Raw genomic sequence first — 22,328 nt, 5'->3', positions numbered from 1 at the left:
TTCCTCCTAAACTACTTCATCAATCGCTCTGACAATCGTGTCTAAGACGTCGGTAACAGTAGATAGTGTCGCATAGGTCAAATTACGGTCATCACAAGCTAGAGTACTATCGGATATAGTCACCAAGTTGGGAAGTTTTACCCTAATATCTTCTAAATCAATCTTATTCATGTTCTTTCTCCTCAAACTCTGCCAACACTTTTTCATGTTGCTTTAGGTCGGCCATAATAAGTGTATTCAAGCGTTCACCCTCTGCCTTATGCTGGGCTTGTAGCTCACGGATTCCCGCCAAACGCTCCCCATCATCAACTGGGATATAATGCCCGCTATTGCCCCCACGGTTGGCCACAATTGGGACGCGGTAGCGAACAATCAAACGGCTAATAATATCCCGTGCTGTCCGCTCATTGATTCCTAGGAGTTTAGCAAGCTCCTTCGTATTGATAGGCCTCTGACTCCCTACTGGAATAAGCCTAAGTAGCCTTACTTCTAAATCTGTCATCTTCTGCCTCCTAATTGTAGTACCGACCAGCTAACCAAATATATCGGCCATAGTCTGGGGTTAGTTCTGTTTCTTGCTTTGTGGCGCGTGTTTCCTCTGTGGTCTCAATCTTTGGCTTTCGGTGGAATACCGTAAGCCCCAGCAGAAGGAACAAAACAAGCAAGGTCAACAGTTGGTCATGGATTGATAAATATAATTCGTTCATGCTTCCCTCCCCATAATATTCATTACGTTCATAGCTTCTCGCCCTAATTTCTGATATAATTAAAATATTCATGATAAACTTAAAAACCTCTATCGCATGCCTACTGATGGTTGGTTTTGGTTTGTTCCGTCAGACTTAACGGCTGGTATCCGTTAGGTCTTTTTTTTTGTGTTCTCACGCGCTTAGTGACTCGTTTCGATTCGCTTGCTGTAGTAGTTACGATTCTTTAAGAAAAGCCCCAGGCGTTGATTTAGACGCTCTTTCTCGCTTAGGTCTGTGGCCTCCAAAATAAGCTTTGTCAGTGCGTCAATGTAGTAGCGTTCTGCTTCTTCTTCTGTGGGTGCTGTTGTTGGTTCTACCAGCTCGCCCTGCATGTAGTAACCCTGCTGACGGATTTCTTTCAGGATTTGTTTGACAACCCTTTTGAATTCTTTCGCTTTTGGTTTGCGTGACTGGAATAGAACTTCATATAAGCCGAATTCTGTCAACATGTTCACTTCTCGTTTTTGTCCTGCCCTAGATACTACATAGGTCAGCTTTTCATCTTCATCAACCCTCTTTAATAAGTCCGTTGTGTTTTGTACCTCAATCATTTTAGCGACTTCAACGGCAATAAAAAGCGGATTATCTTTGTCTCCATAAATTTCAAAAGAGTGTTCCCCGAATTGTTGAACTGTAATAACTTCAGCAACTGGTTTCTTACTAACTTCTTTTGACCAATCGAAAAAATCTTCAAATGGATTCACTGTATTCTGTGTTGTCATGTCTTTCCTCACTTCTCTATATAAGGCATTTATCTTCTTGCGACTATCTTTATTCGGTTTATGCTTACCTGCTTGCCATTTGCCTACCGTCCTCGGATCTGTACCGATACGTTGGCCAATAGCAACCAGGTTCAAGCCGTGGATAGTTCGCAACTCGTCAATGAGTTTGCTGTAGTTCCCCCACGCGCTTCAGTCAGTTGCTTCTTATTCAAGCCTGTGGTTCCCTTCAAAAGCAGGTTGACCATTGTAGAATGGGCATGCTTGGGAGCGTGTTCCCATCTTGCTATGGCACTATGTAAGGCTTTGCGTTTCGGTGCTTCAAGTTGTCGTTGTAATTGAAACTTGGCCAACTCGTCCCGCATTTCAAAGAAGGCACGGACTAGGTTTGTCTTAAATTCAACCACGGGGAGAGAATTTCCCAGGTAGGTAACAAGTAAGGTCGCTTGTTGTTCGTTTAGGTGATAGATTTTTCTAGGCCTCCCACCTAAAGAACCTTTTTCAGGTTTATGGATTTCAAATGACAAAACCCCAAAGGCTTCCAATCGCTTTCTGTGTTTATCAATCAGCTTTCTAACTGAAATACTATCGATTTCAGCATGTTCTGCCACGATTTCGTGAGTTGTGTACGGCTCTTTCTTGCCGTCTAAATAGACTAGGTTCATGGTGTTGATCCTTTCTAACTGAAAAATAAGTCATCAATAGTGATGGTCGGTTCAATCTCTCTGAGACTCTACCTCTGTTCGGATTTTTTCGTACTATCTCCCAAAAAAATATCATCTATTTTCATGTTATAAAGTTTTGCTAAATCTTTTAGTAGACTTAAAGGAATTTCAGTACTATCTTTTTCGTACTTGGATATAGTTTGAAAACTTTTTCCTACCTTTTCGGCAACTTGTCTCAACGTATATCCAGCATTTATACGGCAAGCCTTTAGTGTCCATTGTTGCATTTTTTCTAATTTCCTTTCAAAAGTGATAGAAAGATAGTACTATTATTTTCGTACTTTGTCAAACTTTTTTAAAAAAATTCTGAAATACTCGTATTTTTTCTATTTTAGTGTTACAATTATTCTATAAGAGACAATGAAAGCAGGGAAATAATATGGCAAAATCTAGCCCTCAAGACCTACTAAACAGGAAATTATTTTCACACAATCTAAATAAATATATGTCTGCTAGAGGAGTCCGCCAAATAGACCTCCACAACTCTACTGGGATTCCCAAAAGTACTATAACCGGTTATGTAAAAGGAACATCGTTACCGACTGCGGGAAACTTACAAAAGATGGCCGACTTTTTAAATATCAGAAAATCACAACTTGACCCAAGATTTGTAGACAATATCCCACACGAGGTGATGAAACTAAGTGGCCAAGTCGGAACTTTTTCAAATACCTCAACCTCATCCCCCACTCCTTCCGACCTAAACCAGCTTGACCAAAAACTAACAGCCGATAATCGCCAAAAGTGGGTACAGTATGGCCATAGTCTCCTAGAAGAACAAGAAACGGCTGTAGAAGAACTAGGTATCACTTATGACGTGGAAACAGTATCAAGTCTAGCTGCTGGCCTTGGTTTTAGCTATGATGACGACGACAAAACCACCGTACAAGTCACCAACGAACCACCGAGGCACGACATCGCTTCAATCGTTGACGGTGATAGTATGCTACCTAACTACCATGATGGGGACGTGGTCTACTTAATAGATAAGGGGATTTCTAACTATTCAGGCCAAGTCTGCGCTGTCGTGGTCAATGATAAAACGTACTTGAAACGTGTCTACACCGAACCCCACGCGCTCCGCCTGGTCTCCATCAACCCTAAATACTCTGACATCGTGATTGACTTCCCACCTACTGAAGATACTCACATCAAAATCTTTTCAGTTATCGGGAGTGATAGGGTCATCTAGCTTTTTTTTGTTTACATGCCGAACGCCGAGAAGTTCCAAAACGAACCAAGAGAAGAACTCACGATACCTAACCCTTACCTCACCCTATGAGGTGACAAAACGTGACCCCACATTCTACGGACTCACTCTTTCCAAACACTCTGACAAAATCTAATCCGGGGCGCGTGCGCTCCATTCATGATTCAAACCTAAAAAACTTTATCGCTTGCCTACTGATGAATTTAGAAAGAGGTTTATCATGAATATCAAACAGATTACAAAAAAGGACGGCTCAACCGTCTACAGGGCTAACATCTACCTTGGAACTGACAAGGTGACAGGAAAGAAAGTCAAAACCACCATCACGGGCAGAACCAAGAAAGAGGTCAAGGCAAAGGCTCGGAAGACTATTGTAGACTTTCAGAAAAACGGTACTACTCGGATCAAATCTACCAGCATTACCACTTATCAAGAACTTGCCAACCTTTGGTGGGACAGCTACCAGCATACAGTCAAGCCCAATACTCAAAATGGGATAAAGACACTCCTAAACCGTCATATTATCCCCTTGTTCGGTCAGTACAAACTGGATAAGCTCACCACTCCATTGATTCAGTCAATCATCAACAAACTGGCCGAGCAAACCAATAGGGGAGACCAAGGGGCATATCTTCACTATGACAAAATCCACGCGCTCAATAAGCGGATTCTTCAGTATGGTGTTACCATGCAAGCACTCCCCTACAATCCAGCCAGGGAGGTAATACTGCCAAGAAATACCCAGAAAGCCAATCACCAAAAGCTAAAATACTTTGACAATCAGGAGTTAAAACAATTTCTTGATTATTTAGATACCCTTGACCAAACCATCTACCGCCATCGATACGAGGTCACCCTCTACAAGTTCTTACTGGCTACTGGTTGCCGTATCAATGAAGCGCTGGCACTCCACTGGTCAGATATTGACCTTTCCCAATCGGTGGTACACATCACTAAGACGTTGAACCATAAACAGGAGGTAAACAGTCCTAAGTCCCAATCAAGTAAAAGGGATATAGATATAAGCCAAGAGACTGTGGCCATGCTAAAGAGTTACAAGCGAGAACAAACTCAAGAGGCTTGGAAACTGGGAAGGACTGAAACTGTGGTCTTTTCTGATTTCATCAATGATTACCCGCATAGTCGGAGGTTACGCTATCGCCTTCAAGTACATTGCGAAAAAGCCCGCGTTCCTTATCTTGGATTCCATTGCTTCCGACATACTCACGCCAGCTTACTGCTTAACTCGGGGATCCCTTACAAGGAACTCCAGCACCGACTGGGACACTCCCAGCTATCAATGACTATGGACATCTACAGCCACCTCTCAAAAGAGAACGCAAAAAAAGCCGTCTCATACTTTGAAACAGCTCTGAAAAATCTCTAGGGGGAACAAATTGGGGAATAAATTCAGAAGTCAATATTTTTCGATAGGTCATAAATCCCATTATTACAGGCTTTCTTGGTAATCCTTGAAACTTTTTGTCTATTTTATCTTAAAATAGCCTCCTAAAGGGATTCAAATCCCAAGATGTACCCCAAACTGCCTGAAATGAAACTACACAAGACCATTTCTAAAAAAACAAGCAGATATTTTCATAAGAGCCGTCAAAAAAAGAACTGGCTATAGACCAGTCCTCTATTCTACTATAGACTCTATCTACATGATCCCAGCAGGATTCGAACCTGCGACCGTTCGCTTAGAAGGCGAATGCTCTATCCGGCTGAGCTATGGGACCAACACGATTTATTCTACCAAATAAACCCTTCAAATGCAAGCAGTTCAACTATTCCCTACTACTGAAAGGCTCCTCGTCCTAGCGGGGGAAACTATTTATGATAGGGACTGCCCTCCTGGATCATAAAGGAACGATAGATCTGCTCAACCAGAACCAATTTCATTAACTGGTGGGGTAAAGTCATTAATCCAAAACTGAGAAGTAAATGAGCCCGTTTTTTTAATTTTTCAGACAGTCCCAAACTCCCACCAATCACAAAGGTCAAAGTAGAATAACCTTTTAAAGTTGCCTGAGCCAAGGCTTGACTGAAAGCTTCAGAAGACTGCAAGCGACCTTCAATGGCTAAAACGACCAGGTAATCACGTTCCTGGATTTTGGCCATAATCTTTTGGTGTTCTTTTTCAATGATTTGATCCTTTTCACTTTGGCTGGCCCGATCTGGGATTCGTTCATCGGCCAATTCAATCATCTCGACCTGTGTAAAACGTGACAGCCGTTTCTGATATTCTTGGATTCCGTCACGCAGATACTTTTCTTTTAGTTTTCCCACTGTGATAATTTTTACTTTCATATCCCCATTATACACAAAGTTATCCACAATGTGTGGATAACTTTGGGGATTTAAGCTATAATTAAGTCTGATTTTATATAGTCAACTTGTGAATTGGAGGTCCACATGAAACATAAATCATTAAAAACACCTGTGATTGCTGCTGGTATCCTCGGACTTAGTTTTTTAGGAGGCTATGCTGGAAGTCAGCTTTCTCAAAATCAAATGCTCATGAACAACCAGACTCAAGTTGTTCCCAAAAAAACGCAAAAACATGAAACCAGTACAACACTAGCTGTTAATAAAGTACAAAACGCCGTTGTATCTGTGATTAGCTATACGGAAAACAACCAAAGTAATAGTATTTTTAATCTGAGTCCTAGCGATAATGGCGAAGATATGGCTGCTGGAGAAGGTTCTGGGGTTATCTATAAAAAAGATAATAAACATGCCTATCTCGTCACTAATACCCATGTCATTTCTGGGGCAGATCGTCTCGATATTCAATTCGCTGATGGAAGCAAGGTCGAAGGCGAGGTGGTCGGTTCCGATGTCTATTCAGATATTTCGGTAGTCCGCATTCCTGCTGATAAAGTCCAAGAAGTTGCAACACTAGGCGATTCTAGTCAACTAAGCATTGGAGAAACAGCCATTGCAATCGGAAGCCCTCTGGGAACCGACTATGCAAATTCCGTCACCCAAGGAATTATCTCCAGCCTGGAACGGACGGTTACCTCGCGTTCAGAAGATGGCCAAACCATCTCCACTAAAGCCTTACAAACTGATGCAGCCATTAACCCAGGAAACTCTGGCGGTCCCCTCATCAACATTGACGGACAGGTGATTGGGATTACATCCAGTAAGATTGCTTCCAGCATCTCTGGCGTATCCGTTGAAGGTATGGGCTTTGCCATTCCTTCTAATGAAGTTATTGCCATCGTCGAACAACTGGAGCAAAATGGTTCCGTTAATCGACCAGCCCTTGGCATCAGCATGACCAACCTGACAAACCTTTCAACCAGTGACTTGGACCAACTCCAACTGCCTGAAACAATTCAAAGCGGTGTTGTGATCCGCTCCATCCAAGCTGGTTTCCCTGTTGACGGTAAATTGAAACAATACGACGTCATTACCAAGATTGACGACAGCGAAATCCAGTCAACTAGCGATTTACAAACCGCTCTTTACAGTAAAAAACTAAACGACACCGTCACCATTGAATATTACCGCGATGGTAAGTTAGAAAAAGTTGAAGTAAAACTCGACAAATCAACCAAAGACCTAAAACAATAGTCCCTGCACCGCTTTACAATTTCGTAAGGCGGTGTTATACTTTACAAATGGATTACATGACAGACATTCGGATTGCAGAAATTCAAACCAATCCGTATCAACCAAGACAACAATTTTCAGAGCAAGCCTTGACAGAATTAAGTCAATCCATCGCTGTCAACGGCCTCATTCAACCCATCATTGTCCGTCAATCCCCCATTACCGGTTACGAATTATTGGCTGGGGAACGGCGCTTACGTGCCTGTAAAAAGCTAGGCTGGTCCACCATTCCAGCTCTGGTTAAAGACTTGTCCAACTCCCAGATGATGGAACAAGCCATTATTGAAAACTTACAACGGGAAGATTTAAATCCCATCGAGGAAGCACTGGCCTTCCAAAAACTGGTTCAACACGGCTTAACCCATGAAGACATTGGCCAGCAACTGGGCAAATCCCGCCCCTATATTAGCAACAGCCTCCGTCTCCTAAAACTAGCCCCTATCTTACAAGAGGCCCTCATTCAAGGAGATATTAGCCCTGGACACGCGCGCCTCCTGCTTCCTTTAACAGTTGAAAAACAACTCTACCTCCTGCAAGAAATCCAAAGCAAGAGCTGGTCGGTACGTCAGCTAGAGGCTGCCTTGAAACACAAAGAGGAAACTCCAAAAACGAAAAAAACAGATCCCTTCCTTGCAGATGCCGAACGTCAACTTCAAGAAAATCTCGGCACGCGCATCCAGATCCAACAAAATTCTAATAATCAAGGAAGTATCACCATCTTCTACAAAGATCTTGACGAATACGAGCGAATTATCCACAAGTTAAAATAGACTTGTGGATTTTTCTTTTTTATTCTCAAAATTATTCACAAGCCAAAAGTTGATTGTTCAACAGTTCTAACTGGAATTCACAGGTTGTGGAAAACTTTTTCTAAACATGTGGATATCAATTCACAGGTTGTGGAAAACTTTTAGCTATGATATAATCCTACTAATCGAGTTATACACAGGAAAGGAATCGCTATGGACAAAAATCAACAATTTTGGCAGCGTTTTTTAGAATTAAGCCAGCAAACAAATGACGCTGAATCCATCCAGTTTTTTGTCGATAGAGCTGAACTTGTTTCAATTGATGGAGACACCATTACAGTTTACCTGGACAATCCCATCAAACAAGACTATTGGGAGAATAATTTCCAAGAAAATCTCCGCGTTGCTGGCTTTGAACTCTATCACGTTGATTTCAAAGTGCACTACGTTTTTGAGCGTCCACTTGCCTACCAAGAGCAGTACAGGGCAGCTCCCCAGGTCCAGCCTCAAAATCGGGAAGATACAGGACTGATCAGGAAACATAGCTTTGACAACTTTGTCCGCGGAGATGGGAATATCCATGCCCTGGGGGCAGCCCTAGCTGTTGTCGAAGCACCAGGGAATACCTACAATCCCCTATTCATTTATGGCGGCCCGGGTCTCGGAAAAACCCATCTGATCAATGCTCTTGGAAATGCCTTTTTCGAAGACTACCCTAATAATCGAGTTCTCTACATCTCGGCTGAAAGCTTTCTCAATTCCTTTATCGAAAGCATTCGCTTGGCCAATACCGAAGATTTTAAAGAGCGTTTCCGCAACCTGGACTTGCTGATTATTGATGATATCCAATCACTCAACAAAGACACCATGGCCAGCACTCAGGAAGAATTGTTCAATACCTTCGAAACCCTCTTCAAAAAAGAAAAACAAATTGTCTTTACCAGTGACCGTAGACCCGATCAACTAAATGGCATGCCCGAGCGTTTGATTAACCGCTTTGAATGGGGCCTAATCACTGACATCACACCTCCTGACTATGAAACACGGATTGCCATCCTTCAAGCCAAAACCCAGAATCTTCCCTACACCTTCCCCATTGAAACCTTCGAATACCTAGCCAATCAATTCGATAGCAACGTGCGAGAACTAGAGGGAGCTCTAAATGACATCCGACTCGTTGCAGATGTCCAAGGAGTTGAAACCATTACCGTCGAATTGGCCGCTCAAGCCATCCGTTCTCGCAAAGAAGATGTTCGACGGATTACCGTTATCCCAATCGAAAATATCCAAGAAGAAGTTGGCAAATTCTACGGAATCAGTGTCAAGGAAATTAAAGGGAGCTCTCGGAAACAACACATCGTCTTGGCTCGTTCAGTTGCCATGTATCTTAGTCGCGAACTGACAGATAACTCTCAACCCAAAATTGGCAAAGCTTTCGGGGGCAAAGACCACACAACTGTCATCCATGCCCATCGAAAAATCAAAAAACAAATTAAAGATGACCAAAGTTTATTTTTGGAAATTGAGGAAATTAAAAAAAACCTGAAAAAGTAGCTGTGGATAACTCCCGAAGTTTTCCCCAAGTTATTCACAGGTTGTGCACAAGTCTAACCTCACTTGTGGACTCACTTGAAGCGACTTTTCCACAAGATCCACAAGCCCTACTACTAATACTTAACAATTAATAACTAAAATAATAAATAAAGGAGACCCCATGTTTCAATTTTCAATTAACAAGAATTTTTTTCTTCAAGCTCTGAATACAGTGAAACGTGCCATTAGTACCAAAAATGCAATTCCCATTCTATCAACCTTAAAAATAGAAGTAGCAGCTGAAGGGATTACCTTAATTGGTTCCAACGGTCAGATCTCAATTGAAAACTTTATTTCAATTGACCAAGAAAATGCTGGCCTAGTCATTGATGCCCCAGGTAGTTTGCTGTTAGAAGCTAATTTTTTCATTAATGTCGTTTCCAGCCTTCCATCCGTTGAATTGGAGTTGAAAGAAATTGAAAATCACCAATTGATTCTTAAAAGTGGCAAGTCTGAGATTACCCTAAAAGGAAAAGATAGTCATCAGTATCCTCGAATTCAGGAAGTCCCAACAACCAATCCCCTCCTATTGGAAACGAAAGTCCTTAAGGAACTCATTTCAGAAACAGCCTTTGCAGCAAGTAACCAGGAAAGTCGCCCAATCCTAACAGGGGTTCACTTTGTTCTCAATGATCAGAAACAACTTAAAACAGTGGCCACAGACTCCCACCGGCTAAGCCAAAAAGTAATTCAACTGGAGAATGTGGGTGATCATTTTGATGTGGTCGTTCCCAGCCGTTCTTTGAAGGAATTTACAGCTGTCTTTGATGACGCAATTGAAACAGTTAAGGTTTATTTTGCCCACAACCAAATGCTCTTCAAAAGTGAGTATATTTCCTTTTACACGCGTTTGCTAGAAGGAAATTACCCGGATACAGACCGCTTGATTCCAAAAGAATTTAATAGTCAAATTACGTTCAATGTTGCTAGCCTGCGGCAAGCTATGGAGCGGGCACGGCTTCTTTCCAATGCGACCGAGAATGGAACTGTCAAAATGGAAATCAAAGACCAGATAGTCCGTTCCTATGTTCATTCTCCAGAGGTGGGACAGGTTGACGAAGAGTTAGAAACGATTCATCTTGTTGGGGAAGACTTGACGATCAGTTTTAACCCTAACTATTTGATTGAGGCCTTAAAGGCGATTAAGGCTGAGGAAGTCGAGCTTAGCTTTATTTCTCATATTCGACCTTTTACCTTAAAAGGAATGGAAGATGATCATCTGATTCAGTTAATTACTCCAGTTCGGACCAATTAGGAGGTAGGATGTATCAAGTTGGAACTAGGATTGAAATGAAAAAACCGCATGCCTGTCTGGTTAAAGAGACGGGTAAGAAGGCCAATGATTGGGAAGTTCTACGCTTAGGGGCCGATATTAAACTGCGGTGTCACAATTGCCAGCATTTGATTATGATGAGTCGGCATGATTTTGAACAAAAAATAAAACGAATTTTACAATAAATGGAGCCTTAGGGGGTGTGACTGGCCAATTTCTGTTTAGAAAGAGAAATTGGAGTTGCACGCCCTTTTTTAGGCGGATATGATATAATGGATTGAATTGAAAATAGGAGAGTAAACATGGCTTTAACAGCAGGAATTGTTGGATTACCAAATGTTGGAAAATCCACTTTATTTAATGCAATTACCAAAGCAGGAGCAGAGGCAGCAAACTATCCCTTTGCGACTATTGATCCCAATGTTGGTCGGGTGGAAGTACCCGATGAACGTTTGATCAAACTAACGGAATTTATTAAACCACAGAAAACAGTTCCAACTACTTTTGAATTTACGGATATTGCTGGAATTGTTAAAGGAGCTTCTAAGGGAGAAGGGCTAGGAAATAAGTTCTTGGCTAACATTCGTGAAGTTGATGCAATTGTCCATGTGGTTCGGGCTTTTGACGATGAAAATGTCATGCGGGAACAAGGACGTGAATCTGATTTTGTGGATCCAATGGCAGATATTGAGACTATTAATCTAGAATTGATTTTGGCCGACCTCGAAAGTATTAACAAACGCTATGCGCGTGTTGAGAAGATGGCCCGTACTCAAAAGGATAAGGACTCTGTCGCTGAATTTGCCGTTTTAGAAAAAATTAAACCGGTACTCGAAGATGGGAAGTCTGCTCGGACAATTGAGTTTAGTCCAGAAGAAGCAGCAATGGTCAAAGGTTTATTCCTCTTAACTACAAAACCGGTTCTTTACGTGGCCAATGTGGGAGAAGATGAAGTAGCTGATCCTGATGCTATCGAGTATGTCCAACAAATTCGCGCCTTTGCGGAAACAGAAAATGCTCAGGTAGTTGTGATTTCAGCACGTGCGGAAGAAGAAATTTCCGAATTAGAAGATGAAGACAAGGCTGAGTTTCTCGAAGCAATGGGACTAGCAGAATCCGGTGTGGACAAGTTGACTCGCGCTGCCTACCACCTTCTAGGTTTGGGAACCTACTTCACCGCTGGTGAGAAAGAGGTTCGCGCTTGGACCTTTAAACGGGGAATGAAAGCACCACAAGCAGCTGGGATTATCCATTCAGACTTCGAAAAAGGCTTTATCCGCGCTGTAACCATGTCCTATGATGATTTGATGACCTATGGTAGTGAAAAGGCTGTTAAAGAAGCTGGACGCCTGCGTGAAGAAGGAAAAGAGTACGTCGTTCAAGATGGCGACATCATGGAATTTCGTTTTAACGTCTAACATAATCAAGCGAGGTTGGCACCTTCCCAGCCTCTTTTCGTATTGGAGGAATAATGACCAAACTTGTAGTCGGCTTGGGCAATCCAGGCTCTAAATATCAACAAACACGCCATAATGTGGGTTTCCAGCTTGTGGATCATGTTGCCCAAAAAGAAAATATTACGTTCAAGGAAGATCGTATTTTTCAAGCAGAAGTAGCTTCCTTTTTCCATCGAGGAGAAAAAATCTATCTTGTAAAACCAACGACCTTTATGAATAGAAGTGGTTTGGCTGTCGAAGCCCTCCTGGCCTATTACGGGTTAACGGCTGAGGATCTAATCCTGATTTATGATGACCTGGATATGGCTGTCGGGAAAGTTCGTCTGCGAGCCAAAGGCTCAGCAGGTGGTCATAATGGGATCAAACACATTATCCATCTGTTAGGGCATTCGGATTTTCTCCGTTTCAAGGTTGGGATTGGCCGTCCAGCGCCCCAGCAGTCTGTTCCTAACTATGTACTAGGGAATTTTACGGCTGAGGAACAAATCGCGATGTCAGAAGCCCTAGAACGCGTCACAGACGGACTTTACCATTATCTGGAGACAAGTGACCTAGAAGCTACAATGAGGCGTTACAATGGCTAAAATCGATCTCATTTCACTCTTTGAACAAAATCAGCAAATGCAAGCTTGGCAAGAAGGCTTTACCAAGGACTCGCGGCAACTGATTTTAGGCCTTTCTGCCAGTAGCAAAGCTCTCGCAATTGCCAGTCTCTTACGTACCAAACAAGCAAAAATTGTGGTGGTTGTTGCCAGTGTGGTGGAGGCTGAACGCTTGGAAAGCGATTTGGTAGCCTTAGTGGGAGAGGAGCAGGTCTATCCTTTTATTGCTGAAGATGTGGCGGCGGTAGAGTTAGCCTTTGCTTCCAAGGAGAGAGAATATGCACGGGCTCAAAGTCTCCAATTTCTGCAAGAAAATCAATCGGGTATTCTGATTGCCAATCTAGCTGCTCTGGGCCTCCGTTTACCAAATCCTAAGGATTATGCGGCTTACAAAATGACCCTAGAATTAGGGCAAACCTATGCCTTTGACGATTTGTTGCAAGTAGTAACGGATATGGGCTATCGGAAGGTGGGCCAGGTTTCTCAAGCAGGAGAATATAGCCACCGCGGAGATATTTTGGATATCTATCCCTTAGGCCAAGACTTTCCCTATCGTTTAGAGTTCTTTGGCGACGAATTAGACAGTCTCAGAATCTTTAGTCCCGACCATCAACGTTCGCAACAACAGGTTGATTCTTTGACTCTCCAGCCAGTTGTTGATCAGATTCTTAGTCAAGCAGACTATGACCGTGCTGAAGCAGCCTTGATTGAATTGATGGAGTCTCAATCCAATCCAAGTCTTCTCTCTTATCTTCAGGAAATTCTTGCTGCAGTTCGTAACTATTCTTACCATGATGCCTATCCAGGATTCTTACAATACTTCTATGAGGGAGAATGGAGCCTTTTGGATTACCTGTCAAAGGAAAATTTGGTCATTTTTGATGAATTTCAACGCTTGACAGATAGAAAAGCCCAACAAGAACTAGAGGTTGCTCAGTTCTTGACAGATCAATTACAGATTGACAAAGCAGTGTCAACTCAACGCTACTATCTGGATACCTACTCTAAGTGGCGTCTCCACAAGCCAGCTAGTTTCTTTTCCTATATTCAAAGAGGGTTTGGAAACTTAAAATTAAGCGGCTTATACCAGTTTCAGGAATTTCCACTCCAGGACTACTTTAACCAAATCCCAATCATTAAAGAGGAGTTGGTTCGTTTTCAGAAATCGGGCTATACAATTCTGCTTGACATCACTTCTAAAGAAAGATTACAGTCTTTACAATCTTCTTTACAGGAGTATGAATTGACAGTGGATTTTGTGAAAAGCGATGAAATCAAGGTTAATGGGATACAATTGTGTCAACTTGGCTTGAGTCAAGGTTTTCAACTCCAAGATCAGAAATTACTGGTCATTACAGAGAAGGAACTATTCCATAAAAAGAATAAACACCGGGTTCGGCGACAGACGATTTCAAACGCCGAGCGCTTAAAAAGTTATCAGGAGTTGGAAAAAGGCGACTATGTTGTTCACTCCATCCATGGAATCGGTCAATATCTAGGAATTGAGACCTTAGAGGTTTCCGGGAATCATCGGGACTACCTCACGGTCCGTTATGAAAACGGCGATCGTATCTCCCTACCAGTTGATCAATTGGATTTGCTGTCTAAATATGTGGCCAGTGACGGAAAAACTCCGAAACTGAACAAACTAAATGACGGTCGTTTCCAGAAAACCAAGCGGAAGATTGAAAAGCAGGTCGAAGATATTGCCGATGACTTGCTGAAGCTTTATGCGGAGCGTGCCCAGCTGAAGGGATTTGCCTTTTCGCCAGACACTCCGGATCAGGAAGAATTTGATAATGATTTTCCCTATGTGGAAACAGAGGACCAGCTCAAGAGTATTCAGGAAATCAAAGAGGACATGGAAAAAGACAAACCCATGGATCGTCTCTTGGTAGGGGATGTTGGGTTTGGAAAAACCGAGGTCGCCATGCGGGCAGCCTTTAAAGCGGTGCAGGATCAGAAACAAGTGGCCATCCTAGTGCCGACGACCGTTCTCGCTCAACAACACTTGGTAAACTTCCAAGAACGTTTTGCAGAATTTGCGGTTGAGGTGGACGGTCTGAGCCGCTTTCGAAGTAAAAAAGAACAGGCGGAGATCCTGGAAAGATTGGCCAAGGGACAAGTCGATATCATCATCGGAACCCATCGTCTCCTCTCAAACGATGTGGTATTTGCCGACCTAGGTTTGATCATCATCGATGAAGAACAGCGTTTTGGGGTGAAACATAAAGAAAAATTGAAAGCCTTGAAAAATAAGGTAGATGTCTTAACCCTAACTGCTACTCCGATTCCCCGAACCCTGCATATGTCCATGCTAGGAATCCGAGATTTATCGGTTATTGAAACCCCTCCAACCAATCGCTACCCAGTCCAAACCTTTGTAATGGAAACCAATCCCCAAGTTATCCGTGATGCTGTTTTAAGGGAGATTGAAAGAGGCGGCCAGGCCTACTATCTTTACAACCGTGTCGAAACCATTGAACTGAAGGTTGCCGAATTGCAGGAACTGATTCCAGAAGCTTCGATTGGTTTTGTCCACGGTCAAATGTCGGAAGTGCGTTTGGAAAATACCCTCTTGGATTTTATCAATGGTGTTTATGATGTCTTGGTCACCACAACCATTATTGAAACAGGGGTTGATATTCCAAACGCCAATACGCTTTTTATTGAAAATGCCGATTACATGGGCTTGTCAACCCTTTACCAATTGCGGGGACGTGTCGGCCGTAGCAATCGGCTTGCCTATTCCTATCTCTTTTACAAGCCTGACAAGAGCTTGACAGAAGTGTCAGAGAAACGCTTGGATGCGATTAAAGGTTTCACAGAGCTGGGCAGTGGTTTTAAAATTGCGATGCGGGACCTTTCCATTCGTGGAGCAGGAAATCTATTGGGAAGCTCCCAAAGTGGTTTCATTGACTCCGTTGGATTTGAACTCTATTCACAATTATTAGAAGAAGCTATCGCTAAGAAGCAGAATCGGGTTCAGGTAAAACAGGGAACCCACGCAGAGATTTCTTTGGGCATCGATGCTTATTTGCCATCTGACTATATTCAAGATGAACGGCAGAAGATTGAGATCTATAAACGGATTCGTCAAATCGATGGACCAGAAGTTTACCAAGAGTTGCAGGAAGAGTTGATTGACCGTTTTGGAGAGTATCCAGATGCGGTGGCCTATCTGCTTGAAATTGCCCTTTTAAAAGCCTATGCAGATAAGGTTTTTGTCGAAAATATTTTATTGCGAAACGGAGCTATTCACCTTCGCTTTGCTGCCAAAGCTAGCCGCTATTTCTTGGCCCAAGATTATTTCCAAGCCCTTTCACAAACGACTTTGAAAGCACAATTAAGCGATGTCCAAGGAAAAATGGAAATCATTTTTAAGGCCAAACAGGAAAAAGATTACGAGATCCTCGAGGCTTTGCTCCAGGTAACCCGCTTTTTAGCGCAGGTATTGGATCAGAAACTAGAGGATCACGATCAAAAGCCTGAACAAAACGTGTTACAATAGAAAAAAAGGAGAATGAACCATGCGATTAGATAAGTATTTGAAAGTATCTCGCCTGATCAAACGACGTCCAGTGGCTAAGGAAGTTGCTGACAAGGGGAGAATTAAAGTCAATGGTATCCTGGCAAAATCCTCAACTGATTTAAAAATCGACGATATTGTTGAAATCCGTTTTGGTAACAAGTTGGTGCGCGTTCGTGTTGTAGAAATGTTGGACAGCACCAAAAAAGAAGATGCCTCCAAAATGTATGAATTGTTGGAGGAAGTAAGGATCGAAGAAGATGCCTAAAAATGTCCTGCAAATGAAGAATGCCTATATTCACGAAGAAAGCTCCCAAAGGCGTGAACAACATGACCACCGCCGGCAGCGGAATCGGTTTATAGGTTGGGTCCTTATTTTGGTGGTGCTCCTGTTTATCCTTCCTATTTTTAACCTGGTTCGAAATCGCGAGGTTTTGGAACAAAGACGGAAGCACTACCGTGAAATGGACCAACAATACCAACAATTAGAAAGGGAAGAAGAGAGGCTCTCGAATCTAGCCAAGAAGCTAGAAGATGATGACTATGCCAGCAAGTATATGCGGGCCCGTTATTACTATTCAAAAGACGGGGAAACCATCTATACCATACCGGACCTCCTACCTAAATAAATGGAAAAATCAGAACTCATGAAAAAGGTTGCGCTTTTTCTCCAGTTTTCAGAGGAAAAACTAGCTGAACTAGCGGAAAAGAACAAAACCTTCTATTTAAATGACCATGTCGAAGACCAGTAAGCAGCAATGGCTACTCTTGCCAGTCCTGTGCTGGTTTGTCAGCTGGCCTTTTGTGAAACTAGACCCAGCCGAGAATTTAACCCTGGGGCTTAGAGAAAAGGCCTTGTTGACCCAGCTGCCTTTCGGTTTGTTTTACCAAGACTTACCCCAGCAGCCCTTAGCTGCTCAAGCATTAGTTAGTTTTAAGGATCAAGAGTTGCAAGATATCAAAAACACAATCCTCCCCAATCAAGCTTTGGAGATCCAAAGCTTGATTTATCGTGAAGATGGGACTCCCCTGTTTACACTAAAGGACGGGAGTCATATCTTGGGTAGTCGGAGTCTGGTCTATGACAATCAAGTTCTGACGGCAGAGACCTTGGACCAGTCCTTTTTTATCCAACCCGGAGCCCAGTTTTATAAAGAGTTTCCAACAGCTCAGACAAAACCTGCCTCTGTTCCTTACAAGCCTTATCAGCAGGTACGGATTGTTCAAAAATTGACCTATCCACGTGGTCCCTTTGCCCTTACCGATAAAGGGGAATATGTTGCCTGGTCTTCTTTATCAAAGGAGGACAACCGTATCCAGCGGGTACAGGAGCTTTTGGAGCAGAAGTACCAAGAAGAGGGACTGGGCATCTATGTGAAACAACTGGAAACCCAGCAGGTGGCAGGGGTGAAGCTAGATCAAATCATGTATTCGGCTAGTATCACCAAACTTCCCTACCTTTACTATGTGCAAAAGCAGGTCCTGGACGGCACTTTAAAGTGGACAGACACCTTTCTTTATAAGAAAGAAACGGAAGACTATGATGGCGCTTATGATCCAGCTGGAACAGGCAGTCTTCCCAAAGAACCGGATGGAAAAAACTACAGTCTTAAGGAACTAGAGGAAAAAGCAGCCAAAGAGTCCGATAATGTAGCTCATAATATCTTGGGCTATTATGGGACGGACTCCTCCAATCAAGACTTCCACCAGGAAATTCGTCAGATTGTGGGGCAGACTTGGGATGTTGTGGACCGGGAGGTGAGCCCGCAAATGGCAGGTTTCCTGATGGAAGCCATTTATGACCAGCAAGGCGAGCTTTTGGAGATGCTCAAGCAAACGAATTTTGACGACCAGCGGATTCCCAAAGATCTGCCGGTTCTAGTTGCTCATAAAATTGGTGATGCGGATGACTTTCACCACGATGCAGCTATTGTTTTTGCCAAGTCTCCCTATGTTCTTGTTGTTTTCACGGAGAATAAAGAAATGGACCTGATTGCTCGCATTTCCAAGGATATCTACGAGGTACTCAAATGACATTTGAGGAACATTTACGCCAACATGTGCTAGACCAGCAATTTTTTCAAGAGCATAGCCGGGTTTTGGTGGCCTTATCAGGAGGTAAAGACTCCCTGTATTTAGTGAGTTTTCTCTATCGGCACCAAGAGGAATTGGGGATTCAGATGGGGCTGGCCCATGTAAATTATGGTCAACGTCCGGAAGCTGCTTGGGAGGAGAAGTCCCTAGAGCGCCTGGCGCAAGACTTGGAAATTCCCTTCTATTCATGCTCTTTTACAGGAAAATTTACAGAGCTAGCGGCGCGTGATTTTCGTTACACCTTTTTTAAGCGCCTGATGGTTGAAGAGGCCTACACAGCCCTGATCACAGCCCACCATCAGGATGATCAGGTTGAGACCATCCTGATGCGAATTATTCAAGGCAAGCATTTGGAGAGCCTGGGAGGGATGAAGCAGTGTCAGTTGTTTGGCCCTGGTCAGCTGATTCGTCCTCTGCTTCCCTTTGCCAAGCAGGACCTGCCCCAGGAGTTTTATTTTGAAGATAGCTCCAATAGCTCCCCCACCTATTTTCGTAATCGAGTTCGCCATCAGCTACTGCCCCTTTTGCGGGCGGAGAATCCGGGGCTTGATCGTGGCCTTTTGCGTTTATCCCAGCAGGTGGAAGACCTCTATGGTCTCTTGGCCAGTCGGATTCCGCCTTTGGATCCCTCCCATTTGGAAAAATGGCAAGAGGAGCCAGAGGTCTTACAAATGTACCTCTTAGACCAGTATTTAAAGAACTATCCCCAGCTCCACAGGGGACCGAACAGCCTTGACTCCCTGGCTCGTCTATTGCGGAAAGATGGAAGTCACCGGACTTATCTAGGGCAGGGCTACTGGTTAGACAAACGCTACAATAGCTTTGAAATTACAAGTCCTCCTTCCAGCCAAGAAGAGCTCCCTCCCTTTTTGCTAGAAGTCGGCCAGGTGACTGATTTTGGTGCCTTTCGCTTTTTCTTCGAAAGAAAACCCCAAGGTCCTATTCTGGCGGAGATTCTCGTGGAGTCAAAGCCAGTTCTCTTGCGTCGACGTCAAGAAGGGGATGCCTTTGAATGGAACGGTTATCGGCGAAAATTGCGGCGTTGGTTTATTAATGAGAAAATTCCGGTTCAGGAGCGGGAGCAGGCCGTCATTGTCGAGCAGAATGAAAAGATTCAGGGAATTGTCAATAGTCATGGCCCATGTTTGAGTATCGAGAATGAACATGGTATAATGAAGGCTAGAATTTATGTCCAAAAAATGAAAATAGAGTAGGAAATATATATGTTAGATCAGGATATCAAGAACGTACTTATCTCTCATGAAGAGATTGTTGCCGCTGCAGAAAAGTTAGGTCAGACTTTGACCCAAGAATACCAAGAGAAAAATCCAATTTTTGTAGGAATTCTAAAAGGCTCCATTCCCTTTATGGCGGAGTTGATTAACCATGTCGATGCTCATTTGGAGACAGATTATATGGCTGTTTCAAGTTACCAAGGTGGAATGGCGAGTACAGGCGAGTTGACTGTGGTTAAAGATCTAACAGCTGATATTGAAAATCGACACGTTGTTATCATTGAGGATATTATTGACTCCGGTTTGACCTTGGATGTTTTGAAACGGATGTTTTTAGAGCGCAAGCCAGCCTCTCTTAAGATCGTAACCCTTTTGGACAAGCCAGAAGGACGTCAGGTTGAAATTGATGCAGACTATTCTTGCTTCACCATTCCCAATGAATTTGTCGTTGGTTTTGGGCTAGATTATCAAGAGAATTACCGTAACCTTCCTTACATTGGAATTTTAAAAGAGGAAGTTTATCAATAAAATATAAAAGGAAACGGAACTACATGAAGAAACAAAACAACCGATTCGTCGGTCGTAATCCCTTGGCCTATCTCCTTGTGATTGTTGCCGTGATTACTGGTTTCCAAATGCTATTTGGCTCTAATTCTGGTAGTCAGACACAACAACTCTCCTTTTCAGAGTTAACCAAGCAATTAGAAAGTGGCAATGTCAAGAAGCTTAGCTACCAACCCAATGGTAGTGTGATTGAGATCCAAGGGACTTATAAAGAAGCACAAGAGGTAAAAACGGATCTAGGAGTCCAATTTTTTGACGCCAATTCGGTGAAAGCTGAGCAGTTTACCAGCATCATCCTACCATCAGAAGCCAATATTTCTAAAATTCAGGATCTAGCCCAAGAAAAGGGAGCTGATCTTAGCATTAAGCGGGAAAGCTCCAGTGGTGCTTGGATTCAGTTTATGATCAGCATTGTTCCCTTTGTCATTGTTCTGTTCTTCTTCATGACCATGATGAACCAGAACGGAGGCGGGGCACGCGGTGCTATGAACTTTGGTCGGAACCGTGCCAAAGCTGCTACCAAGGAAGAAATCAAAGTTCGGTTTGCAGACGTAGCCGGTGCTGAAGAAGAAAAACAAGAGTTGGTAGAAGTTGTTGAATTCCTCAAGGACCCAAAACGCTTTACCAACCTTGGTGCGCGGATTCCGGCTGGAGTCTTGCTAGAGGGCCCTCCAGGGACTGGTAAAACCCTCTTGGCCAAGGCTGTTGCTGGGGAGGCTGGTGTGCCATTCTTCAGTATTTCTGGTTCGGACTTTGTGGAAATGTTTGTCGGTGTCGGAGCCAGTCGGGTTCGCTCCCTTTTTGAAGATGCCAAAAAAGCTGCCCCAGCCATCATTTTTATTGATGAGATTGATGCTGTTGGTCGCCGTCGTGGTGTTGGTATGGGTGGCGGAAATGATGAACGCGAACAAACCCTTAACCAATTATTGATCGAAATGGATGGTTTTGCAGGCAACGAAGGCATTATTGTTATTGCTGCAACCAACCGGAGTGATGTCTTGGATCCTGCCCTGCTTCGTCCAGGTCGTTTTGATAGGAAGATTTTGGTCGGTCGTCCAGATGTGAAAGGCCGGGAAGCGATTCTTCGCGTCCATGCCAAGAACAAACCTTTGGCCAAAGATGTTGACTTGAAATTGGTGGCCCAACAAACCCCAGGTTTTGTGGGAGCTGATTTGGAGAACGTCTTGAACGAAGCAGCCTTGGTAGCTGCGCGTCGCAACAAAACAGAAATTGATGCTTCAGATATCGATGAGGCGGAAGACCGTGTGATTGCTGGTCCATCCAAGAAAGACAAGGAAGTATCCAAACGAGACCGGGAAATTGTGGCCTACCACGAGGCTGGTCATACCATCGTCGGTTTGGTATTGTCAAACGCGCGTGTGGTCCACAAAGTTACCATTGTCCCCCGTGGCCGTGCAGGTGGTTACATGATTGCTCTTCCAAAAGAAGACCAATCCCTTCTTTCCAAGGATGATATGAAGGAACAATTGGCAGGCTTGATGGGTGGTCGTGTTGCCGAAGAAATCATTTTTGGTGTTCAGACCACTGGTGCTTCCAATGACTTTGAACAAGCGACTCAGTTAGCTCGAAGTATGGTTACTGAATATGGAATGAGCAACGTGCTTGGTCCTGTTCAATATGAAGGAAACCATGCTTTGTTTAGTGGCCAAGTGAGCCCAGAAAAATCAGTTTCTGAACAAACAGCTCGGGAAATTGATCAGGAAGTCCGGAAACTCTTGGTAGAAGCCCATGAAGCAGCTCGTAAAGTTATTGAAGATAACCGCGAAAAACACGCTCTCATTGCTCAAGCTCTCTTAGAACATGAAACTCTAGATAGTCAAGAGATTAAATCCCTTTATGAAACTGGTAAAATGCCAGTTAATAAAGAGGAAGAGGAGACAGATGTTCACCCCCTTTCTTTTGATGAAATTGTTTCAAAAATGGAAGCAAACCCAGAGAAAGCAGCAGAGTCTGATTCAGAATAGCCATTGACTCTATGGATTTTTAATCCATAGAGTTTTTTTTTGCAAAAAAAATTGGCTCTTTGTCAAGTTGTGTGGAATCCCTGAAAACTGACAGTTTTAGGCTTTTATTATTTAGCTTTTTAATGTAAGCGCCCAATAACAAGGTATCTTCCGATAAAGTAGAAATCTAGCTATACTAGTCTCAGAAAACATGAGTAGAGGAGATTGGTTTAGTGGATGCGAA

The 22,328-nt window shown here is 43.2% G+C and carries 24 protein-coding genes, 1 tRNA gene and 1 pseudogene; 18 read left to right on the top strand and 8 right to left on the bottom strand.

What is annotated here, in order from left to right; genetic code table 11:
- Positions 1-6: 6 nt before the first annotated feature.
- The 6 genes from E5983_RS00455 to E5983_RS00430 all read right to left on the bottom strand — a co-directional run bounded on the left by E5983_RS00455 (position 7) and on the right by E5983_RS00430 (position 2,420).
- Positions 7-171, bottom strand: coding sequence for a hypothetical protein (locus E5983_RS00455; protein WP_160331979.1), 165 nt, complete (start codon positions 169-171; stop codon positions 7-9).
- The gene (locus E5983_RS00450; protein ID WP_160331978.1) at positions 164-502 is read right to left on the bottom strand and encodes a DNA-binding protein; all 339 of its coding nucleotides are present in this window, start codon (positions 500-502) and stop codon (positions 164-166) included. The genes E5983_RS00455 and E5983_RS00450 overlap by 8 nt, the downstream gene beginning before the upstream one ends.
- A 10-nt stretch (positions 503-512) precedes the next feature.
- Complete coding sequence (locus tag E5983_RS00445; protein WP_160331977.1) at positions 513-707, bottom strand: hypothetical protein; 195 nt, start codon at positions 705-707, stop codon at positions 513-515.
- 182 nt (positions 708-889) lie between these two features.
- Complete coding sequence (locus E5983_RS00440) at positions 890-1,606, bottom strand: BRO-N domain-containing protein (protein ID WP_237397552.1); 717 nt, start codon at positions 1,604-1,606, stop codon at positions 890-892.
- Entirely contained in the window at positions 1,603-2,133 is a 531-nt protein-coding gene (locus tag E5983_RS00435; RefSeq protein WP_160331976.1) for a Rha family transcriptional regulator, read from the bottom strand. Before E5983_RS00435 ends, E5983_RS00440 begins: the two co-directional genes overlap by 4 nt.
- A 68-nt stretch (positions 2,134-2,201) precedes the next feature.
- Entirely contained in the window at positions 2,202-2,420 is a 219-nt protein-coding gene (locus E5983_RS00430; RefSeq protein WP_160331975.1) for a helix-turn-helix domain-containing protein, read from the bottom strand.
- A 152-nt stretch (positions 2,421-2,572) separates the two neighbouring features.
- On the opposite strand from E5983_RS00430, the pseudogene E5983_RS10165 reads away from it, so the two are divergent.
- The 3 genes and pseudogenes from E5983_RS10165 to E5983_RS00420 form a co-directional block, all read left to right on the top strand.
- Positions 2,573-2,767, top strand: a pseudogene (locus E5983_RS10165) (helix-turn-helix domain-containing protein); the annotation flags it as partial.
- A gap of 60 nt (positions 2,768-2,827) precedes the next feature.
- Positions 2,828-3,385 (top strand): S24 family peptidase, encoded by a 558-nt coding sequence (locus E5983_RS00425; protein ID WP_228064550.1) that lies wholly within the window; start codon positions 2,828-2,830, stop codon positions 3,383-3,385.
- A 238-nt stretch (positions 3,386-3,623) separates the two neighbouring features.
- Entirely contained in the window at positions 3,624-4,790 is a 1,167-nt protein-coding gene (locus E5983_RS00420) for a tyrosine-type recombinase/integrase (RefSeq protein ID WP_160331973.1), read from the top strand.
- Positions 4,791-5,068: 278 nt separating this feature from the next.
- On the opposite strand, the gene E5983_RS00415 is transcribed toward E5983_RS00420, so the two are convergent.
- Positions 5,069-5,142: transfer RNA gene (locus tag E5983_RS00415), tRNA-Arg, on the bottom strand.
- Positions 5,143-5,233: 91 nt separating this feature from the next.
- Positions 5,234-5,713: a 23S rRNA (pseudouridine(1915)-N(3))-methyltransferase RlmH gene (rlmH, locus tag E5983_RS00410; protein WP_160331972.1), complete on the bottom strand. Its 480-nt coding sequence runs from the start codon at positions 5,711-5,713 to the stop codon at positions 5,234-5,236.
- 105 nt (positions 5,714-5,818) lie between these two features.
- Here rlmH and E5983_RS00405 point away from each other — a divergent pair, with 105 nt between their 5' ends.
- The 15 genes from E5983_RS00405 (at position 5,819) to ftsH (ending at position 22,105) form a co-directional block, all read left to right on the top strand.
- Positions 5,819-6,985 carry a S1C family serine protease gene (locus tag E5983_RS00405; protein ID WP_160331971.1) on the top strand — a complete coding sequence of 389 codons (1,167 nt, stop codon included), beginning with the start codon at positions 5,819-5,821 and terminating at the stop codon, positions 6,983-6,985.
- Between the two features lie 47 nt (positions 6,986-7,032).
- A complete protein-coding gene (locus E5983_RS00400; RefSeq protein ID WP_160331970.1) occupies positions 7,033-7,794 on the top strand; it encodes a ParB/RepB/Spo0J family partition protein in 762 nt (253 codons plus the stop codon).
- Between the two features lie 192 nt (positions 7,795-7,986).
- Positions 7,987-9,327, top strand: a complete 1,341-nt coding sequence (gene dnaA, locus E5983_RS00395; protein ID WP_160331969.1) for a chromosomal replication initiator protein DnaA — start codon at positions 7,987-7,989, stop codon at positions 9,325-9,327.
- Between the two features lie 160 nt (positions 9,328-9,487).
- A complete protein-coding gene (gene dnaN / locus E5983_RS00390; protein WP_160331968.1) occupies positions 9,488-10,621 on the top strand; it encodes a DNA polymerase III subunit beta in 1,134 nt (377 codons plus the stop codon).
- 8 nt (positions 10,622-10,629) lie between these two features.
- The gene (locus E5983_RS00385) at positions 10,630-10,824 is read left to right on the top strand and encodes a DUF951 domain-containing protein (RefSeq protein WP_160331967.1); all 195 of its coding nucleotides are present in this window, start codon (positions 10,630-10,632) and stop codon (positions 10,822-10,824) included.
- Positions 10,825-10,941: 117 nt separating this feature from the next.
- On the top strand, positions 10,942-12,057 hold the full coding sequence (gene ychF, locus E5983_RS00380; protein WP_160331966.1) for a redox-regulated ATPase YchF: 1,116 nt from the start codon (positions 10,942-10,944) through the stop codon (positions 12,055-12,057).
- A gap of 53 nt (positions 12,058-12,110) precedes the next feature.
- Entirely contained in the window at positions 12,111-12,680 is a 570-nt protein-coding gene (pth, locus tag E5983_RS00375; RefSeq protein ID WP_160331965.1) for an aminoacyl-tRNA hydrolase, read from the top strand.
- Positions 12,673-16,209, top strand: a complete 3,537-nt coding sequence (gene mfd / locus E5983_RS00370) for a transcription-repair coupling factor (protein WP_160331964.1) — start codon at positions 12,673-12,675, stop codon at positions 16,207-16,209. Before pth ends, mfd begins: the two co-directional genes overlap by 8 nt.
- 19 nt (positions 16,210-16,228) lie before the next feature.
- On the top strand, positions 16,229-16,495 hold the full coding sequence (locus tag E5983_RS00365) for an RNA-binding S4 domain-containing protein (RefSeq protein ID WP_160331963.1): 267 nt from the start codon (positions 16,229-16,231) through the stop codon (positions 16,493-16,495).
- On the top strand, positions 16,488-16,856 hold the full coding sequence (locus tag E5983_RS00360; RefSeq protein WP_160331962.1) for an FtsB family cell division protein: 369 nt from the start codon (positions 16,488-16,490) through the stop codon (positions 16,854-16,856). The genes E5983_RS00365 and E5983_RS00360 overlap by 8 nt, the downstream gene beginning before the upstream one ends.
- Complete coding sequence (locus E5983_RS09985; RefSeq protein WP_269148522.1) at positions 16,857-16,979, top strand: hypothetical protein; 123 nt, start codon at positions 16,857-16,859, stop codon at positions 16,977-16,979.
- Positions 16,957-18,261 (top strand): serine hydrolase, encoded by a 1,305-nt coding sequence (locus E5983_RS00355; protein ID WP_160331961.1) that lies wholly within the window; start codon positions 16,957-16,959, stop codon positions 18,259-18,261. Before E5983_RS09985 ends, E5983_RS00355 begins: the two co-directional genes overlap by 23 nt.
- Positions 18,258-19,535 (top strand): tRNA lysidine(34) synthetase TilS, encoded by a 1,278-nt coding sequence (gene tilS / locus E5983_RS00350; protein ID WP_160331960.1) that lies wholly within the window; start codon positions 18,258-18,260, stop codon positions 19,533-19,535. Before E5983_RS00355 ends, tilS begins: the two co-directional genes overlap by 4 nt.
- Positions 19,536-19,544: 9 nt before the next feature.
- The gene (gene hpt, locus E5983_RS00345) at positions 19,545-20,084 is read left to right on the top strand and encodes a hypoxanthine phosphoribosyltransferase (RefSeq protein WP_160331959.1); all 540 of its coding nucleotides are present in this window, start codon (positions 19,545-19,547) and stop codon (positions 20,082-20,084) included.
- Positions 20,085-20,107: 23 nt separating this feature from the next.
- Positions 20,108-22,105: an ATP-dependent zinc metalloprotease FtsH gene (ftsH, locus tag E5983_RS00340; RefSeq protein WP_160331958.1), complete on the top strand. Its 1,998-nt coding sequence runs from the start codon at positions 20,108-20,110 to the stop codon at positions 22,103-22,105.
- Positions 22,106-22,328: the final 223 nt, after the last annotated feature.

The organism is Streptococcus danieliae, assembly GCF_009767945.1.
Lineage (GTDB): Bacteria > Bacillota > Bacilli > Lactobacillales > Streptococcaceae > Streptococcus > Streptococcus danieliae.
This window is presented reverse-complemented; position numbering and strand designations above follow the sequence as displayed.

Coding starts and splice junctions, on each gene's coding strand:
- E5983_RS00405 (WP_160331971.1), top strand. CDS start 5,819: ATGAAACATAAATCATTAAAAACACCTGTGATTGCTGCTGGTATCCTC.
- E5983_RS00455 (WP_160331979.1), bottom strand. CDS start 171: ATGAATAAGATTGATTTAGAAGATATTAGGGTAAAACTTCCCAACTTG.
- hpt (WP_160331959.1), top strand. CDS start 19,545: ATGTTAGATCAGGATATCAAGAACGTACTTATCTCTCATGAAGAGATT.
- E5983_RS00435 (WP_160331976.1), bottom strand. CDS start 2,133: ATGAACCTAGTCTATTTAGACGGCAAGAAAGAGCCGTACACAACTCAC.
- ftsH (WP_160331958.1), top strand. CDS start 20,108: ATGAAGAAACAAAACAACCGATTCGTCGGTCGTAATCCCTTGGCCTAT.
- E5983_RS00360 (WP_160331962.1), top strand. CDS start 16,488: ATGCCTAAAAATGTCCTGCAAATGAAGAATGCCTATATTCACGAAGAA.
- E5983_RS00400 (WP_160331970.1), top strand. CDS start 7,033: ATGGATTACATGACAGACATTCGGATTGCAGAAATTCAAACCAATCCG.
- E5983_RS00430 (WP_160331975.1), bottom strand. CDS start 2,420: ATGCAACAATGGACACTAAAGGCTTGCCGTATAAATGCTGGATATACG.
- mfd (WP_160331964.1), top strand. CDS start 12,673: ATGGCTAAAATCGATCTCATTTCACTCTTTGAACAAAATCAGCAAATG.
- E5983_RS00385 (WP_160331967.1), top strand. CDS start 10,630: ATGTATCAAGTTGGAACTAGGATTGAAATGAAAAAACCGCATGCCTGT.
- ychF (WP_160331966.1), top strand. CDS start 10,942: ATGGCTTTAACAGCAGGAATTGTTGGATTACCAAATGTTGGAAAATCC.
- pth (WP_160331965.1), top strand. CDS start 12,111: ATGACCAAACTTGTAGTCGGCTTGGGCAATCCAGGCTCTAAATATCAA.
- dnaA (WP_160331969.1), top strand. CDS start 7,987: ATGGACAAAAATCAACAATTTTGGCAGCGTTTTTTAGAATTAAGCCAG.
- rlmH (WP_160331972.1), bottom strand. CDS start 5,713: ATGAAAGTAAAAATTATCACAGTGGGAAAACTAAAAGAAAAGTATCTG.
- dnaN (WP_160331968.1), top strand. CDS start 9,488: ATGTTTCAATTTTCAATTAACAAGAATTTTTTTCTTCAAGCTCTGAAT.
- E5983_RS00445 (WP_160331977.1), bottom strand. CDS start 707: ATGAACGAATTATATTTATCAATCCATGACCAACTGTTGACCTTGCTT.
- E5983_RS00420 (WP_160331973.1), top strand. CDS start 3,624: ATGAATATCAAACAGATTACAAAAAAGGACGGCTCAACCGTCTACAGG.
- E5983_RS00425 (WP_228064550.1), top strand. CDS start 2,828: ATGAAACTAAGTGGCCAAGTCGGAACTTTTTCAAATACCTCAACCTCA.
- E5983_RS00355 (WP_160331961.1), top strand. CDS start 16,957: ATGACCATGTCGAAGACCAGTAAGCAGCAATGGCTACTCTTGCCAGTC.
- E5983_RS09985 (WP_269148522.1), top strand. CDS start 16,857: ATGGAAAAATCAGAACTCATGAAAAAGGTTGCGCTTTTTCTCCAGTTT.
- tilS (WP_160331960.1), top strand. CDS start 18,258: ATGACATTTGAGGAACATTTACGCCAACATGTGCTAGACCAGCAATTT.
- E5983_RS00365 (WP_160331963.1), top strand. CDS start 16,229: ATGCGATTAGATAAGTATTTGAAAGTATCTCGCCTGATCAAACGACGT.
- E5983_RS00450 (WP_160331978.1), bottom strand. CDS start 502: ATGACAGATTTAGAAGTAAGGCTACTTAGGCTTATTCCAGTAGGGAGT.